The following is a 16,831-nucleotide window of genomic DNA, read 5'->3' as shown; positions in this document are numbered from 1 at the left end:
CCCCGCTTAGTTAGCGGAGGAGCTGCAGAACGCCCTGGTTGGACTGGTTCGCCTGCGCGAGCATGGCGGTACCGGCCTGGGTCAGGATGTTCGAGCGGGTGAACTTGACCATTTCCTCGGCCATGTCGGTGTCGCGGATGCGAGATCCGGCCGCCGTCAGGTTCTCCTTGGAGACGGCCAGGTTCTTGATGACGCTCTCGAACCGGTTCTGCACGGCACCGAGCTCGGCGCGAGCGGTGGACACGTTCTTGATCTGAGCATCGATCGAGGTGATCGCGGCCGCAGCACCGGCCGCGGACGTGAAGTCCAGGCCAACGCCGGCAGGCGCGGTTCCAGCGGCGCCACCGAGAGCAACGCCAGCGGCGGGCGCAACGGCGGTCGAGACAACTCCACCGTTCAGGGCCTGGACGGTGATGCCGGTGCCGGCACCGTTTCCGTCCCTGGTCACGCTCACGCTGAAGTTGGCTGCGAAGTTCGCGTCGGCACCCAATGCCGTTGCGTACTCGTCAACGCTCTGGAAGCCGGCACCACCGACGGCGTCGCTCAGAGTCGCGGTAGTTACGGACGTCGTCACGCCGGCAGCCGTCGTGCTCGTGAAGGTAGCCGCGCCCACCGTGAGAGCGGTGATGTCGGCAATCGCGAAGGCCGAACCTGTTGCACCCGAAGCTGCGCCGGTCAGCGCCGTGGCGATGCCCTTGACGTTCGCCCCGGACAGGTTCACTACGATCTGGCTGCTCGCGTCGCTGTTTGCGCCGACCTGGAAGCTCAATGAGGTGCTGGTACCGTCGAGGAGCTTGGTGCCGTTGAAGTTCGTCGACTCACCGATGCGGGTGAGCTCCTTGGTCAGGGAGTCGACCTCGGTCTTGATCGCACTGCGCGAGTCGGCGTTGTTCGAGTCGTTACCGGCCTGAACGGCGAGGTCTCGAACGCGCTGCAGGATCGACTGCACCTCGTTCAAGGAACCTTCAGCGGTCTGGAGGACCGAGATGCCGTCCTGGGCGTTGCGGCTCGCGACCGTGAGGCCACCGACCTGCGACTTGAGGCCCTCGGAGATGGCGAGGCCGGCCGCGTCGTCCGCAGCGCGGTTGATGCGGAGGCCGCTGGACAACTTCTCCAGCGACTTGGACATGTCGTTCTGCGTTGCGGCGAGGTTGCGGTACGAGTTGTTCGCCGCGAGGTTGGTGTTGACCTGCATACCCATGATGATTTCCTCCGTGATTGGGTCGTGTTACCGGCCCATCCATGGCCCGGCACAATGAACCATCGGCCGGGTGCGGAGGCGCGTTAGCCGTTCTGCGAGGAAAGTTCCTTGGACGACACTCCGGGCGCGGAGATCGCGGCGATCGCGGCCGGCACCCGGTCGTGGGCGAGGCTGGCGATGCCGATCATCGCGTGGTCAGCCAGCCGGGCCAGATAGGCGCTGCGACGGGCCGGCGCGACACGCGACTCCGGCACATACGCGGTGTCGGAGTCATCGGAGTAGTGGGTACCGAGGCCGTCGCGCAGCAGACGGATGGCCTCCGCGCGCTGCTGCGAGACCGCGGAGTGCGTGATCCCCAGCTCTGCGGCGATGTCTTTGACCGGCCGGTCGTCGAAGTAGATCTGCTGCACGACGAGGCGCATGTTCTCCGGCAGGGCCGCGATGGCCGCGCGGAGGTAGGCGAGCCGTTCCTCGGAGAGGAGCGACTCCTCGGGGAGCGCTGTATCGGCGACGAGGAACTCGGCGGTCGTGTCATCCAGCGTGGACAGCGTGCGCGAGGCGTCGGCCAGGCCGGCGGCCGCGGTTTCGCGATCGACCCCGAGGGCCGCCGCGATCTCGTCGACGGTGGCGGTGCGACCGAGCGCCGCGGCCAGGGTCTCCTGCACGGCGACGGTCTCCTTGATCCGCCGCCTGGCCGAGCGGGTCGCCCAGTCGCTGGAGCGCATGTCGTCGGCGAACGCGCCGATGATGCGTCGCCGCGCGAACGCGCCGAACGGGACCCCGAGGTCGGGATTGAAGGCATCCGCCGAGGTGATCAGGGCCAGGGCGCCGGCCGAGGCCAGGTCGTCCCTGGAGAGGTGGCGGGCCTTGGCCCACACCTCGGAAACAAGGTAGCCAACCAGCGGGAGGTTCTCGACCACGAGCTTGTTGCGCTCTGCACGATTCACTGGTGGGACCCTTTACGACGGTGCAAACGGACTATTGGGACTATTAGCCGGACGGGATTCGGACCCCTGAGAGGGGTTCATCCCTCGCTTAGATCCAAGCTAACAAGCACGACGGCCGGGGGTAGACCGGATGCGCCCCCCACAACGGGTCAAACCCTGTCCTCTCTTCAGAGGACAGCCTTTAGAGTTGAACATGCCTCGAATCACTAACATTGTGCCTGCGCCTGCCGACAGTCCCCACCAAGGGACCGGAAGCCGTACCTCCGTACGAGCAGTCCGCACGAGCCGGAAGGGTGGATGACACATGGGCGCCAATGAACTGTCCGCCTTACTCTGGCGAGAGCGCGAATTGCTCGACCTCCTCGTCTTCAAGCTCGAGGAGGAACAGCTCCTGCTTCAGGGCGGCAAGGCCCGCTGGCTGCAGCACGCCACCCGCGAGGTCGAACAGGTACTCGGCCTCGTGCGCGAAGCCGGCCTCGGCCGCTCGGTGGAAGTCGCGGCCCTCGGCCTCGACTGGGGAACGGGCGACGACGCCACCCTCCGCGAACTCGTGGCCAGGGCTCCGGCCGGCCCGTGGGCCGACATCTTCGCCGCGCACCTCGCCGGGATGACCGTGCTCACCACCCAGATCAAGGAACTGCGCGACACGAACGAACGGTTCCTGCGCGCCGCCGCCCGGTCCACCCAGGAGACCCTCGCCGGACTCCAGCCCGAGGCAGACGCCAACACCTACGACGCCACCGGCGCCGCGGGCTCCGCAGCGACGGGCTCGCGCCTGATCGACCGAAGCCTGTGAGGAGAATCACGTGAGCACCTTCAGCGGACTGAACACCGCCTATTCCGGACTGGTTGCCGCGCGCCAGGGTCTCGACGTCGTGGGCCAGAACATCGCCAACGCCAACACCGAGGGCTACACCCGGCAGCGCGTGACCACCTCCTCCGTCGCCGCGGCCGCCGACGCCGGGCGGCTCGACGGCGGAGTGCGAGCCGGACAGGGCGTGTCCGTCGACGGGATCGCGCGCCTCGGCAGCGCCCCGTTCGACTCGCAGGTGCGCTTCTCCGCCGCGGAAGCCGGGTACTCGGCCGTGCGGGCGAACGCGCTGAGCGCGCTCGAAACGTCGCTGCGCGAACCCGGCGACAGCGGACTGTCCACGCGGCTGCAGGAATTCTGGGGCGGCTGGCAGGACATGTCCAACCGAGCCGGCGAGGCCGCGCCGGCAGCGCTGCTCCTCGGCCAGGCCGGCGACCTGGCGACGCAGGTCTCGCAGGGCTACCAGGCCGTCACTGCCCAGTGGTCCGGCCTGCGCGCGGATGCCGTCGGCATGGTGTCCGAGCTCAACAATGCCGCCACCCAGGTCGCCGAGCTGAACGGGCGCATCCGGATGGTGCTCGCGACCGGCGGATCGGCCAACGAACTGATCGACCAGCGCAGCGCCTTGACGACAACGATCGCCGCGCTGAGCGGCGCCACCGTGCGCGAGCTTCCCGACGGCACGGTCGACGTTGGGATCGGCGGAAACGCGCTCGTCTCGGGCGACCGAGCCCGCGCGATCGCCGTCACCGGCTCGACCCGGCTCGAGGGGGCGGCGGCCGACGCGGTGCGCCTGGTCTGGACGAACCCCGCCACCCCGGTTTCCCTCGACGGCGGCGAACTCGCCGGCGCCCTGTCGGTGCTTGCGGCCGCCAACGGCAGCGGCACCGGCGGCGCACTCGCCGAGGCAGCGGCCTCGTACAACGCCTTCGCGACGCACCTGGCCACCACCGTCAACGACATCCACCGCCTGGGCGCGACCTCCACCAACTCCACCGGGCTCGCGGACGGCCTGGACTTCTTCGCCTTCGACCCGACCAGGGCGGCCTTGAGCCTCCGGGTCATCCCCACCGACCTCAGCGGGATCGCGGCGGCCCGGCCCGGAGCCGGAGCCCGCGACGGGTCCATCGCCGATGCCATCGCCCAGCTCGGCGCAGGCAAGGCAGTCGACGCCTCCGGCGCCGCCATCGCCTCCCCCGACACCGCCTGGGCCTCGTTCGTCACGGCCGTGGCCGTGGACACGCGGATGGGGCTGCAGCAGGCACGCCTCGCCGACCTCACCGCGACCTCCGCCCGGGGCCGGCAGCTCTCCAACTCCTCCGTCGACCTCGACGAGGAGAACGTGAACCTGCTCATGCTGCAGCACGCCTACCAGGGTGCCGCCCGCGTGATGACGGCCGTGGACGAGATGCTCGACACCCTGATCAACCGCACCGGACTGGTGGGAAGGTAAGCCATGATCGCCCGCGTGACCAGCCACACCCAGATGCGCGCCGCGCAGCGCAACCTGCACGACAACATGGCCCAGCTCGCGAAGTTGCAGGACCAGGCGAGCTCGCTCAAGGCGATCACCCGCCCCTCCGACAACCCGACCGCCGCCGCGGACGCGATGAAGGTGCGCGCCGAGCTGCGCGCCACCGAACAGTACGGCCGCAACGTCGACGACGGGAACGGCTGGATGTCGACCCTCGACGCGACCCTGTCCGCGGCATCCGCAACCATGAACCGCGTGCGCGACCTGACCGTGCAGGGGGCCAACGACGGCGCCCTCTCCCCCGCGGCGAAGGAAGCCATCGCGATGGAGCTCGACGGCCTGCGCCGCGAGATCCTGGGCCAGGCCAACACGTCCTACCTCGGGCGCAGCGTCTTCGCCGGCAACTCCGACACGGGCGTCGCCTTCTCGGGCGCCCCCGGCTATGCGCACAGCGGGGCGCCGGGAAGCACGGTCGAGCGCCGGATCAGCCCCGACACCACGGTTCGGGTCGACGCCGACGGCGCGGCCGTCTTCGGCGCCGGCGCGGGTTCGGTCTTCGCGCTCATCGACGCCATTGCCGCGGACCTGCGCAACGGCACGAACGTCGGCTCCCGTCTGACGGAGATCGACGCCCGGATGAGCGCCATGACCACCGAACACACCCGGGTCGGCGCCCAGCAGGAACAAATCGAGCGAGCGGAAGAGTCCCTGATGGAGCAATCCGGCCTGCTCGAGTCCCAACGCGCCGGGATCGAAGACCTCGACCTCGGCCAGGTCATCCTGGACCTCAAACTCCAGGAGGTCACCTACCAGGCGGCCCTCGCCGTCACCGCCCGCGTGCTCCAGCCGACCCTGATGGACTTCCTCCGATGAGCGCGACACTGACCTTCGTCACCCCTCCCCCGGGCTTCGCCCCGCTGACGGACTTCTCGCTCGACGAGATCGAGGGCGCCGACGGCCTGTACTCCCTGCGCGCCACGGAGGCGCCCGGCACCCGGATGTTCGTCGTCGACGCCGGCGTGCACCTCACCGACTACCAGCCGGTCATCTCGACCGAGCAGTGCACGGCGCTGGCGCTGACCGTTCCGGAGGATGCGTTCGTGCTCGTGGTCGTGAACCCCGGCGAGGCCGGGACCACCGCGAACCTGATGGCGCCGATCGTCGTCAATGCCACAACCGGCGCGTGCGCGCAGGTCATCCTCGACGGGCAGGACTGGCCTCTCCAGGCCGCACTCGGAGCCCGCGCGGCCTGACCGACGCCGGCTGAGTTGCGGACAAAGTACCTTCCTGTCGCCCGGGAAGGTACTTTTTCCGCAACTCAGTCGGGCGATGGTCGCGCTCGATGGAACGTCCGCTGCGTACGATGGCAGGCATGGACAGCGCCCCTCCGCCCAGCGTCCCGGCACCGAGCGCCCCGGCACCGATCGCACAGACCCCGATCGCCGGGCTCCTGCTCGCCGCGGGAGCCGGATCGCGGCACGGCAGTCCCAAGGCGCTCCGCCGGGGCGACGACGGGCGGCCGTGGCTGCTGCGTGCCATCGACGCGCTCCGCGAGGGCGGATGCTCCCCGGTGATCGTCGTTCTCGGCGCGCGGGGCGACGAGGCGGAATCGCTGCTGCCCGGCCGGGGCGAGACACCTGCACGAGGCGGCGGCCTCGTCGTCGTGCACGCCGTCGACTGGGCCGAGGGCGTCTCCGCCTCACTGCGGGCCGGCCTCGCTGCGGCGGCCGCCCTCGAACCCGCCCCGGCAGCCGTCGCGGTGGTCCCGGTCGACGTTCCCGACCTGGACGGCAGGGTCGTGGCCCGGCTCATCGGGGCCGGGGACGACGACGACGCGACATCCGTGGGCCCCGACACCCTCCGCCAGGCGGGCTTCGACGGCCGCCCCGGTCACCCGGTCGTGATCGGGCGCCGGCACTGGGCGCCGCTCGGCGAGCGTCTCGCCGGCGACACCGGGGCCCGCCCCTACCTGGTGGAACACGGGGTGCGGATGATCGACTGCGCCGACCTCGGAACGGGCGCCGACGTCGACGACTGAGGCCCGCCGGGTCGCTCGGCCGAATCAGCGCAGGTCCGGCACCACCCGGAGCGCGTCGAAGGCCCGGGCCGGGCCCGCATCGTCCGCGAGGGAAGCGGACAGGCGGTCGAGGCGCTCCCGCGCCTCACCCCCGAGGGCGAGCAACCGGATGGCGGCCTCCCTGATCCTCTCCGGCGGCGCGGCGTTCGGGTCCAGCGCCTCGCCGAGCCCGGCCGCCTCGACGGCGGCGGCGCCCGCGAACTGGTCGGTCGAGAAGGGCAGCAGCAGCATCGGGACGCCGTGGGTCATCGCCTCGGTGACGCTGTTGTTGCCGCCGTGGGACACGGCCAGGGCCGAGCCGCGCAGCAGGCTGACCTGCGGCAGGAACTCGCGCACCAGCCACGAGCCGGGAATCGGACCCAGCTCGGCCGGGTCGGTCGATCCCGCCGCCAGCGCCACCCGCACGTCCAGTGGGCGCAGCGCCTCCACCACGCGGGCGAGCACATCCCCGCGCACCGAGAGGAAGCTGCCGAAACTGACGTAGACAACGGGGGCGGCGTCCCGGGCGAGCCACTCCCGCGTTTCGGCATCCGACTCGTCGTCACGCACCGCAGAGCCCAGGAAGACGTGCGGCGGAAGCAGCAGCCCCCGGGCCGCGGGGTGGAGTTCGGCGGGATAGTTGAGCAGGAGCACATCGCCTGACTCGGTGAACGCGTCGGCCGCCGGCGTCGCTCCGGGGTCGAGGCGGATGAGCGCGTCGTTCCACTGCACCGTGAACGAGTCGCGCACCCTCCCGCACAGCCTCCGCAGCGAGTCCAGCTCGTCGTGGCCCGGCGTGAATGCCTCCGGCCAGGTTGACACGAACCCGTAGATCTCCGTGCCGACCGGGAGGGCCGTCGGATGCCCGAGCACGACGTCCGCATGGCTGATCCCCGCGCTCTTCAGGGCCAGCCGCGCGCTGAACGCGAGGTGGTCGACAATCACGTGATCCGGTCGGACGCGCTCGACGACGCGCTGCACGTCCCCGGCCACCTCGACCGGGTTCCAGAGGAGGTCGCTGCTGCGCGCCTCGGCCTGGAACCGCAGCGTCTCGACCATCCCGTTGCGGGTGGCCGCGAAGAAGCCGCGCAACGCGTCATCCTCCCCGGTGGGTTGCTGTTCGGCCCTGATCACCCCCGGATTGGAGCCTCGGCCCAGTTGCAGCGGCACGTGGTCGTAGCCGAACGACCGGACGATCCCGGCGGTGGCTTCGCCCGTGGCCACCACCACCCGCTCGCCCGCGTCCCGCCACGCGGTCGCCAGGGCGGCAAGCGGGTAGAGGTGGGAGGCGTAGTCGGGGCTGATGACAAGCACGCTCATGAGGCGCTCAGCTTACCGGCCGCCGGGTCCGCCGGCGCGGCGGCGGCGCGGTAGACCAGGGAGAGGGCATCCGCCATCGTCTGGATGGCGAAGTCCCGCGCCACCATGGCGTGCGCCCGCTCCGCGTTCTCGGCGCCGCGCGCCCCGCCGGACAGGTCCAGGGCGCTGGTGATCCCGCCGGCCAGCGCGCGGGCGTCGCGGGTGTCGACGAGGAACCCGGTCACGCCGTCTTCGACGAACGTCGCCGGTCCCCCGCCGGCGGGCGCGACCACCGGCAGCCCGGTCGCCAGCGCCTCGAGCAGGGCGAGACCGAATTCCTCCTTGACGCTCGCACACACGTACGCGCCATGCGGGGCGGCCAGGCCCGGGCGCCCGTAGCGGGCGGCCGCCAGCCAGCGCGCCACGGTGCCGTTCGCCCGGTGCCCCGCGAGCAGGAGTCCGCGGGCGGCCGCCTCGGCACGCGGCAGGGCCGCGTCGATCCGGTCCAGCTGGCGTCGTTCCTCGCCCGACGGATGTTCCAGGTCGCCCCCGACGAGGAGCAGGTTGCAGCGTGCGCGCAGCGCGGGGTCACCCAGCCAGGCCTCCACGAGGGTCGCCATACCCTTCACCGTGTGCAGCCGACCGACCGTGATGGCCAGGGGCAGGCCCCGCCGATTCGCCGGGAGTCCGCCGAGCACAGCGTCAAGGGCGTCGAAGTCAGGATGCCGGGCGCCTCCCGGCTCGGATGCGGCGAGCGCGTCGGCACCGGCCCGCTCGATCACCTGGAGGTCGATTCCTTCGGGCACCACGGCGAAACGCTCCGGGTCCAGGTCGATGTCGACCCCCACCAGCTGCCGAAGGTCCCGCCGCAACTCCGGCCGAGGGAAGAGCACGACGCGCGCGGATTCGGCGGTCACGCGCTGCGCCAGTCGCGTCCGGAACCAGAAGTGCTCCTGCACGTCGGCAGCGCCGAAGTCCTGCCGCGTCAGCTCCCCCGCCGCCTCGAGGGCGTGGATCGCCGCGTGGGGATCAGGCGCCAGCGTGAAGACCACCGGGATCCGGAGTTCGCGCGCGACCGTCACCGCTGCGAGAGTGCCGACATCGGCCATCCGGAGATGGACAGCGTCGACCGTCCCGGCCGCGCGAAGAATCCGGCGGAGCCCGCGCTGCGCCTCGACGCGACGCGGCCACGCGTCCACCGAGGCCACCGGTTCGCCGAGGAACGGAACCGTCGCGAAGACGTGCCCGAGCCGGGAGGAGGCGAGGTCGGCCAGGCCGCGCAGGGCGTCGGCGTGGTTCCCCCTGGACAGGGTCAGCACCCGTGAGACCGGCGCGGGGGCGTGCGCATCGGCTGCGCGGCCGGTCGACGCGCCCGCTTCGACCAGCGCGTCCCCGAGCCGCACGAGCAGCGTCGCGATGCCGCCGTTGTCACCCGAGCCCACCTGGGAGAGCTCCCGGTCGATGTCGGCGGGCAGGAACACCTGCGCGATCGTCACGCCGGGCCTCCTCGGCCCCACGACGTCGGAGTGTGCGGCCGGCCCGCTCGACTCGGCCGGGTCGGCCAGGTCGGCCAGGTCGGCCAGGTCGGCCAGCGCGAGCCTCGCGACATCGGCCAGCGAGTCGGTCCCGCGGGCGAGGTCGGTCACGATCCGAGTCCCGGCCTGGTTCGCCCCGAGATCGCCGAGCGCGGCGATCGCCGCCGCACGCACCTCGGTGGCCTCGGCCGGGTCGAGGGCCACCCGACGGATGAGCCGCCCGGGGATTCGTCCGGGCACGAGCCCGGCGGTCTCAACCAGCCGCGCCCTCGCCCCGGGTTCGCTGAGCCCCAAGAGCGCGCCGTCGAGCGCGAGCGCCACTCGTTCCGGTGCCGACGCGCCCCAGCGCTCGAGGCTGCGTTGCGCGATCATCCCGGAGAAGCCACCGGCGGCGACCAGGGCCACAAGCCCGGAGATCGCGTCGGCACGGGGCGGCCGCCCGCCAAGCGCCCACGCCGCATGCTCACGGAGAAAGGGTTCGTCCCTGGCGAGCAGGGACACGAGCGCGCTCCCGGCCGACTCGTCGGGCAGCGGCGCGAGGGCGTGGATCGCGGCGATGGCGGTGAGCTGATCCTCGGGGTCGGTCGCCGCGCGCAGGAGGAGCCGCACGTCCCGCGCCCCGCCGTGCCGGCGCACGGCTTCGGCCAGGTCGTCGGCACCCCGCATGGCCTCGAGGATGGAGCCCGCGGTCCGCACCGCGTCCAGTTCAGCCTGCGTGCCCATGGACACTCCCCTCCCTGCAGCGGAATTCCCCGCGACTTTACCACTGCGCCTTGGGCATGCAATGGGTTGTGCTCGGCCGACGACGAGTAAAGAGTGGTCGCATGATGAGGGTGAGCTATGCCGGGGCGTCGTTCCTCACGAGCGACGACATCGCGAACGGGCTGTTCCGGTTCGTGGCAGCGCTTGGGGAGAACCATGAGGCCGAGTCCCTGGAGATCCCCGCCTTCACGGATGACGGGAAGGCCGTGCTTGTGCGCATGGTCGTCGGTCCCGCCAGCGAGCTGGTCGGCGTTCCGGAGGAATCGGTCCTCGAGGAGCCGAACACCGTCGACTTCGTCTCCGAGCTGCACAAGCGCACCCTGGCCCTGTCCTCCCCCAGGCCGGTGATCGACACGGAGGTCGGCTTCAGCACGGCGTACGACTGGGACGACCTGGAGTAGCAGTTCCGCGCGCAGGCCTGCCAACTGGATTAGGACGGGAGGCCCAACGCTGTTGACGGGCGGCCGCTTCTGAGTAGGGTTTTCTATGCAGCCGGATCGGGGGCGGCATCAGCACGCGGTTGCGGCTCTTATGCACTGTCAACCATTCCGAAGGAGTAATCGTGTTGAGAAAAACCCTCGCCGCAGCCGCTCTCGCGGCTGCCTTTGTGCTCGTCCCCACGGCCGCGCAGGCTTTGGACTGTGTCAATGTCTCGAAGCCACCAGCCGCGTGCGGCTCCAACTGCACCAGCGGGCCGATCATCCACGGCAACTGGGCCTGGCTGCCCAGCGTGTTCCCCGGGGCCCCTGAAGTCTGGGCCTTCGTACCCCCCGGAACCATCCAGGGCTTCGGCCTCGCCGGTGAGAAGGGCAACTTCCAGAACGGTGAAGGCTACGCGCTTCTCGTGAATGCGATCTGCGACTCCCAGGGCTCGGTCCTGGTCAACCGGCAGACCGAGCACGGAATCCAGCTGCTGGAAGGATGTCCCTAGCAGGTTCTGAGCACGGCTGACATGGCCGCCCGGTCCTCCGGAGTCACCCCGAGCTCGTACGCCACGAACACCGGAACCAGCTTCTTCACATACCAGCACTGCAGCGCCGTGTCGGAGGGCAGATCGTCCCAGACGACCCGCTGGCCCGCATCGTGCCGGTCCGAGACATCCGGGTAGACCCCGGGCAGCCACTCGCTGGGGAGGGAGTCGGACTTCGAGCCGTTCTCGGAGCCCTTCACCGCCAGCAGGTTCACCGGGTCGTTCGCGAGCGCCCGGCGCTTCTCGAACGTCCAGGCCGCTCCCCCGGTGGCATACACGGCCTTGAGCGGCAGCAGGTGGTCGATCTGCACGTCATCCGACGTGTCGGCGCCGTGCACGAAGCCGATGCTCTCGCCGCTGTACGGGTCGGCGAGCGTGCCGGTCTCGACGACACAGCGGGCCGGTTTGAGGCTGACGGCCGTGAGGTCGCGGCTCAGGATGTCGTTGCGCGCGTCGCAGCCGTTCCGGTCGAAGTCGAAGGACCAGGAGTCACCGAACAGGTCGTCCCGGTGGCCGGCATAGCTCCCGTCGTCCCGGTATGCGGCGTCGGGAAGTGCGGCAACGGCGGCGACCGCGGCCGCGGAATCCAGCGTCGGACCGGCCGGGGCCGGCACGGTGGCACCCGCGGACGCGCCCGGGGGCGGGGCGGGTGCAGAAGCAGGCGCATCCGTGAAGTAGAGGAACGCGGCCAGAATGACCGCCGCGATGAGCCCTGCGCTCGCCAGGGACCCCTTCGAAGTTCTCCGCCGGCGGGTCATCGAGGGCTCACGCGAGGCATCCCGCCATCCTCCCACGCGGCGGCGGGTGGCACTGCGCGCCGGACCGTGTGAAGCTGGGGGCGTGTCCCTTCCCGCCCCGCTCCCGGACCTTCGCGACGCCCCGATGCTGGCGCGTCCGTGGGTCACGATTGTCTGGGACGACCCGGTCAATCTCATGTCCTATGTGGCCTACGTGTTCCGCAGCTACTTCGCCATTTCGGCGCACGAGGCCGAACGGCTCATGCTCCAGGTGCACAACAACGGCCGAGCCGTGGTGGCCACCGGCAACCGCGAAGAAATGGAACGTCACGTGGAAGCGATGCACGACTACGGCCTCTGGGCCACCCTGGCCAGGGCCGAAGGATGATGCGGTTCGTGCGCGACGCGACCGGCGCCGTGTCCGCGCAGTTCGTTCCGGTGGAGGTCGAGCTCCTGCGCCTCGCCGTGTCCCAGCTGGTCGGCCTGCTGGATGCCGCGGCCAGCCACGCGCTGGGGGCATCCGCCGACCCCGCGGTGCGCCGCCTGCTGCCCGACGCCTACCGCGAGGACGCGGAGGCGGCGGCGGAGTTCCGGCGGTTCACGGCCGACGGCATCCTCGACCGCAAGGAGCGCAACGCGCGCGCGGTGCTGGCCTCGCTCGGCGACGACGAATACCAGGGCGACGACTACCCGGGCGGCGAAGACGACGGTAACGAAGACGAGAGTGACCGTGGGGACGACGTGGACGACCAGCCGCCGGTGACGATCGAGCTCGACGACGCGGCCGTTCAGTCCTGGCTGCGCACCCTCACCGACCTGCGGCTGACCCTCGCCGAACGGCTCGAGCTCTCCTCGGACGGCGTGCAGCACCTCACCGGCGAGGAGGCCCCGTTCCTGGCCAACGTGTACGAATGGCTGGGCATGGTGCAGGAGTCGCTGGTGCACGCGATCGACGTCTGACGGCCTGACACCGCCGGCGCCCGCCTAGCCGAAGAGCGCCGAGACCCTGGTCAGGGTCATGAACACCCCGTAGGCCAGCGGAATCCCGACCAGCGCCCAGGCGAGCGTGAGTTTTGTCCTCGTCATGTCAGGACTCCAATGCTGGTTCGCGCACCGTCGACGGCGTCGCTACGGGTTCGTGGAAGGTGGAATGGACCGGACGGACGAACAGGTTCGCGATGAAACCGATCACCAGCAGCCCCACCATCGTGAGCAGCGCCGGCTGGTACGCCTGGGCGGTGAGCTCCCCCGGGGTTCCCTGGGCGTCCAGGAAGCCGTTGACGATCAGGGGACCTGCGATCCCGGCGGCGGACCACGCGGTGAGAAGCCGGCCGTGGATGGCGCCGACCTGGAAGGTGCCGAAGAGGTCGCGCAGATAGGCCGGTACGGTCGCGAAACCGCCTCCGTAGAAGGAGATGATCACGAAGGCCAGCAGCACGTAGAGCGCCGTCGTTGACGAACCGACGAGGGCCAGGAGGAGGTACAGCACCGTGCCGACCCCCAGATAGACCATGTAGATGTTCCGGCGCCCGGTCTTGTCCGAGGTGGCGGACCAGGCGAACCGGCCGCCCATGTTGGCGATGGAGAGCAGGCCGACGAAGCCGCCGGCCACGACGGCCGACACGAGAGAGCTGCCGTCCGGCTGGCGGAAGAAGTCCTGGATCATCGGCGCCGCCTGCTCGAGGATCCCGATGCCGGCCGTGACGTTGCAGAAGAGCACGACCCAGACGAGCCAGAACTGCCGGGTGCGGATCGCGTTGGCCGCGGAGACGTTGTTGCTCGTGACGAGCGGCTTCGCCGCGATCGTGGCCGGGTCGAAGCCTGCGGGCTTCCAGCCGGCGGCGGGAACCCGGATCGTGAACGCGCCGAACATCATGTAGGCGAGGTAGACGACCGCGAGGGTGAGGAAGAGCTTGCCGACCGCGTCGCCGCTGGCCACCCAGCCCTCCGCTCCCGAGTTCGGGTCGTAGAGGCCCAGCAGAGCCGTGGAGACCGGGCTGGCGATCAGGGCGCCGCCGCCGAAGCCCATGATGGCCATGCCGGTGGCCAGGCCCGGACGGTCCGGGAACCACTTGATCAGGGTGGACACGGGGGAAATGTAGCCAATGCCCAGTCCGATCCCGCCGATGAATCCGTACCCGAGGTAGACGAGCCAGAGCTGGCCGGAGAAGATGCCGAGCGAGCCGACGAGGAAGCCGCCCGACCAGAACAGCGCCGACACGAACATCGCCTTGCGCGGGCCGTTCGTGTCGACCCAGGTTCCCATCACCGCGGCCGAGAGCCCGAGCATGACGATCGCAATCGAGAAGATCAGGCCGATCTGGGTCAGGCTGACGCCGAAATGCGCGACAAGTGCGGTCTTGTAGACGCTCGTCGCGTAGGCCTGGCCGATGCACAGGTGAACGGCGAGCGCCGCCGGCGGAATGAGCCAGCGGTTGAATCCGGGAGGTGCGATCGTGCGCTCTCGATCAAGCCAGCTCATGGTGATTCCCTCATCACAGGAGAGCTGGTTCCCACAGCTCCATTGCCATCGGCAAAAACGCCGTAACGCACAGCCTATCGTGCTCCAGCGCAACATCCGGATGGGCGCGGCGTTGGGCATCCGGCCCCGCTGGGGGCAGGATGGGGTTCATGACACATAAAGCCCCGGTAGAGGACATCAACGAGAACAACCTCGTCGTCAAGAAGCCCAAGACGTCCGCGGCCGGGCTCGAGGCCGTGATCGTGGCCCTGGACCGCGGGATCGCCCAGGCCGGCGTGGCCCGCACGGCCCGGTCGCTGCTGCGGCTGAACCAGCGGAACGGCACCGACTGCCCCGGCTGCGCCTGGCCCGAGTCGCAGGGCCACCGCAAGACCGCGGAGTTCTGCGAGAACGGCGCCAAGGCCGTCGCCGAGGAGAGCACGCTGCGCACGGTGACCCCGGCCTTCTGGGCGGAGCATTCCATCACCGAGTTGTCCGAGAAGACCGAGTACTGGCTGGGCAACCAGGGGCGCATCACGCATCCGGTCGTCATCCGCCCCGGCGACACGCACTACTCGCAGATTTCCTGGAACGACGCCTTCGAGCTCATCGGCGAGCAGATCAGGGCGACGACGCCCGAGCGCACCGTGTTCTACACCTCGGGCCGCACCGCCAACGAGTCCGCGTTCATGTACCAGCTGTTTGCCCGGTCCATCGGCACCAACAACCTGCCGGACTGCTCGAACATGTGCCACGAGTCATCCGGCTCCGCGCTGAACCCCACGATCGGCATCGGCAAGGGCACCGTCTCGCTCGAGGACATCCACCAGGCCGAACTGATCTTCGTGATCGGCCAGAACCCGGGCACGAACCACCCCCGGATGCTGTCGGCCCTGGCCGAGTGCAAGGACAACGGCGGCAAGATCGTCGCCGTGAACCCGCTGCCGGAGGCCGGGCTGTTCAATTTCAGGGACCCGCAGACCCCCTCCGGACTTGTCGGCAAGGGCACCGACCTCGCCGACGAGTTCCTGCAGATCAAGGTCGGCGCCGACCTGGCCCTGTTCCAGGCGCTCGGCCACCTGCTCCTCGAGGAGGAGGAGCGCGTGCCGGGCTCCGTCGTCGACCACGAGTTCGTCGCCGCCAACACCGACGGCATCGACGCGTACCGGGCCGCCCGCAAGACCATCGACTGGGACGAAACCGAAGCGGCGACCGGCCTGTCCCGGCTGCAGATCGCCACGGTCGCCGGAATGATGGTGAAATCCAGGGCCACGATCATCTGCTGGGCGCTGGGACTGACCCAGCAACCGCACTCGGTCAACACGCTCAAGGAGATCATCAACCTGCTGCTGCTGCAGGGCAACTTCGGCAAGCCCGGCGCAGGCGCCTGCCCGGTGCGCGGCCACTCGAACGTGCAGGGAGACCGCACGATGGGCGTGTGGGAGAAGCCGCACGAGTGGATGCTGGATGCCCTGGACAAGGAATTCGGGATCGATGCCCCGCGCGCGCACGGCCTGGATTCCGTCGACACGGTCGAGGCGTTCGAGAACGACGACGTCGACGTGTTCGTGTCGATGGGCGGCAACTTCGCCCTCGCTGCCTCGGACACCGAGGCGCTGGGGGCCGCGCTGCAGCGCGTCGGCCTGACCGTGCACGTGTCCACCAAACCGAACCGTTCTCACGTGGTGCACGGCCGGACCTCGTTGATCCTGCCGACGCTCGGCCGCACGGACACCGACGACAAGCATCCGGGTGGCCGGCAGGTGCTCTCGGTCGAGGACTCCATGTCCGTGGTCCGCACCACGCAGGGGCGGCTGGAGCCGGTGTCGGAGCACCTTCTGGCCGAGCCCGTGATCGTGGCCCGGATGGCCACGGCGACCCTCGGCGAGGACCACCGCATCGACTGGAAGGCGATGGCCGAGGACTACGACGTCATCCGCGACCACATCTCGCGCGTGCTGCCGGGCTTCGAGGACTTCAACCGGCGCCTGCGCACGAAGAACGGCTTCGTGCTGCCCAACCCGCCGCGAGACTCGCGCAGCTTCGCCACCGACATCGGCCTGGCCCGGTTCACGGTCAGCCCGCTGGAATACCTGACCCCGCCGCCCGGGCACCTGATCCTGCAGACCATGCGCAGCCACGACCAGTACAACACGACGTTCTACGGGCTGGATGACCGCTACCGCGGCATCTCGGGCGGCCGCCGGGTCATCCTGATCAACAAGGACGACGCCGCCGACATGGGATTCGCGGACCGCGACCTCGTGGACGTGATCAGCACCTTCCAGGGCGAGGAACGTCGGGCGGACAGCTTCCGTCTCGTGTTCTACCCGACCCCGCGCGGCTGCGCGGCGGCGTACTTCCCCGAGGCGAACGCCCTGATGCACCGCGAACTCGTCGCCCGCGAGTCGAACACGCCCGGCTACAAGGCGATGGCCGTTCGCTTCGTGCCGCGCGCTGAGGACACCCCGCAAATGAGTTAGGGCGCGCGCCCGACCCCGCCCACAGCGACGCCCGCAGCATTGACTTGCGGAGAAAGCACCTTCCCGCGCGAAATGAAGGTACTTTCTCCGCAACT

The 16,831-nt window shown here is 70.1% G+C and carries 17 protein-coding genes; 10 read left to right on the top strand and 7 right to left on the bottom strand.

The features are described 5' to 3' along the window. Positions 1 to 10: 10 nt before the first annotated feature. Entirely contained in the window at positions 11 to 1,201 is a 1,191-nt protein-coding gene (locus BLQ39_RS01995) for a flagellin N-terminal helical domain-containing protein (protein WP_092321418.1), read from the bottom strand. 83 nt (positions 1,202 to 1,284) lie between these two features. Further along, a complete protein-coding gene (locus BLQ39_RS01990; protein WP_092321417.1) occupies positions 1,285 to 2,148 on the bottom strand; it encodes a sigma-70 family RNA polymerase sigma factor in 864 nt (287 codons plus the stop codon). 304 nt (positions 2,149 to 2,452) lie between these two features. On the opposite strand from BLQ39_RS01990, the gene BLQ39_RS01985 reads away from it, so the two are divergent. The 5 genes from BLQ39_RS01985 (at position 2,453) to BLQ39_RS01965 (ending at position 6,471) form a co-directional block, all read left to right on the top strand. Then, entirely contained in the window at positions 2,453 to 2,944 is a 492-nt protein-coding gene (locus BLQ39_RS01985) for a flagellar protein FlgN (RefSeq protein ID WP_092321416.1), read from the top strand. 10 nt (positions 2,945 to 2,954) lie between these two features. Next, on the top strand, positions 2,955 to 4,412 hold the full coding sequence (gene flgK / locus BLQ39_RS01980) for a flagellar hook-associated protein FlgK (protein WP_092321415.1): 1,458 nt from the start codon (positions 2,955 to 2,957) through the stop codon (positions 4,410 to 4,412). Between the two features lie 15 nt (positions 4,413 to 4,427). Next, a complete protein-coding gene (gene flgL, locus BLQ39_RS01975; protein WP_338419102.1) occupies positions 4,428 to 5,306 on the top strand; it encodes a flagellar hook-associated protein FlgL in 879 nt (292 codons plus the stop codon). Next, the gene (locus BLQ39_RS01970; RefSeq protein ID WP_092321413.1) at positions 5,303 to 5,686 is read left to right on the top strand and encodes a flagellar assembly protein FliW; all 384 of its coding nucleotides are present in this window, start codon (positions 5,303 to 5,305) and stop codon (positions 5,684 to 5,686) included. Before flgL ends, BLQ39_RS01970 begins: the two co-directional genes overlap by 4 nt. A 119-nt stretch (positions 5,687 to 5,805) precedes the next feature. Then, complete coding sequence (locus BLQ39_RS01965) at positions 5,806 to 6,471, top strand: nucleotidyltransferase family protein (RefSeq protein ID WP_092321412.1); 666 nt, start codon at positions 5,806 to 5,808, stop codon at positions 6,469 to 6,471. Between the two features lie 24 nt (positions 6,472 to 6,495). Here the strand turns inward: BLQ39_RS01965 and BLQ39_RS01960 are convergent, their stop codons facing one another. Together BLQ39_RS01960 and BLQ39_RS01955 are read right to left on the bottom strand one after the other, a co-directional pair. Continuing rightward, positions 6,496 to 7,809: a glycosyltransferase gene (locus tag BLQ39_RS01960; protein WP_092321411.1), complete on the bottom strand. Its 1,314-nt coding sequence runs from the start codon at positions 7,807 to 7,809 to the stop codon at positions 6,496 to 6,498. Beyond that, entirely contained in the window at positions 7,806 to 10,046 is a 2,241-nt protein-coding gene (locus BLQ39_RS01955) for a glycosyltransferase (RefSeq protein WP_092321410.1), read from the bottom strand. Before BLQ39_RS01955 ends, BLQ39_RS01960 begins: the two co-directional genes overlap by 4 nt. A 101-nt stretch (positions 10,047 to 10,147) precedes the next feature. Between BLQ39_RS01955 and BLQ39_RS01950 the strand changes: the two genes are divergently transcribed. Together BLQ39_RS01950 and BLQ39_RS01945 are read left to right on the top strand one after the other, a co-directional pair. After that, entirely contained in the window at positions 10,148 to 10,486 is a 339-nt protein-coding gene (locus tag BLQ39_RS01950) for a hypothetical protein (protein WP_092321409.1), read from the top strand. Between the two features lie 161 nt (positions 10,487 to 10,647). Further along, positions 10,648 to 11,016 carry a hypothetical protein gene (locus BLQ39_RS01945; RefSeq protein ID WP_134574511.1) on the top strand — a complete coding sequence of 123 codons (369 nt, stop codon included), beginning with the start codon at positions 10,648 to 10,650 and terminating at the stop codon, positions 11,014 to 11,016. Here the strand turns inward: BLQ39_RS01945 and BLQ39_RS01940 are convergent. Next, positions 11,013 to 11,813, bottom strand: a complete 801-nt coding sequence (locus BLQ39_RS01940) for an HNH endonuclease family protein (RefSeq protein ID WP_134574512.1) — start codon at positions 11,811 to 11,813, stop codon at positions 11,013 to 11,015. The genes BLQ39_RS01945 and BLQ39_RS01940 overlap by 4 nt on opposite strands. Before the next feature lie 124 nt (positions 11,814 to 11,937). On the opposite strand from BLQ39_RS01940, the gene clpS reads away from it, so the two are divergent. Together clpS and BLQ39_RS01930 are read left to right on the top strand one after the other, a co-directional pair. Continuing rightward, entirely contained in the window at positions 11,938 to 12,180 is a 243-nt protein-coding gene (gene clpS / locus BLQ39_RS01935; protein WP_092321690.1) for an ATP-dependent Clp protease adapter ClpS, read from the top strand. A gap of 8 nt (positions 12,181 to 12,188) precedes the next feature. Next, positions 12,189 to 12,752, top strand: coding sequence for a DUF2017 family protein (locus BLQ39_RS01930; RefSeq protein WP_166784342.1), 564 nt, complete (start codon positions 12,189 to 12,191; stop codon positions 12,750 to 12,752). 24 nt (positions 12,753 to 12,776) lie between these two features. On the opposite strand, the gene BLQ39_RS16305 is transcribed toward BLQ39_RS01930, so the two are convergent. Next, a complete protein-coding gene (locus BLQ39_RS16305) occupies positions 12,777 to 12,878 on the bottom strand; it encodes an MFS transporter small subunit (RefSeq protein ID WP_422386334.1) in 102 nt (33 codons plus the stop codon). A gap of 1 nt (position 12,879) precedes the next feature. Then, positions 12,880 to 14,274, bottom strand: coding sequence for an OFA family MFS transporter (locus BLQ39_RS01925; protein WP_092321405.1), 1,395 nt, complete (start codon positions 14,272 to 14,274; stop codon positions 12,880 to 12,882). Positions 14,275 to 14,423: 149 nt separating this feature from the next. Between BLQ39_RS01925 and BLQ39_RS01920 the strand changes: the two genes are divergently transcribed. Continuing rightward, on the top strand, positions 14,424 to 16,736 hold the full coding sequence (locus tag BLQ39_RS01920) for an FdhF/YdeP family oxidoreductase (RefSeq protein WP_092321404.1): 2,313 nt from the start codon (positions 14,424 to 14,426) through the stop codon (positions 16,734 to 16,736). The last annotated feature ends 95 nt before the right edge of the window (positions 16,737 to 16,831 follow it).

The sequence above is a fragment of the Cryobacterium psychrotolerans genome, from assembly GCF_900101115.1.
GTDB classification, from domain to species: Bacteria; Actinomycetota; Actinomycetes; order Actinomycetales; family Microbacteriaceae; genus Cryobacterium; species Cryobacterium psychrotolerans.
The sequence above is the reverse complement of the archived record's forward strand: the minus strand, read 5'-3'. Positions and strand labels throughout refer to the sequence as shown.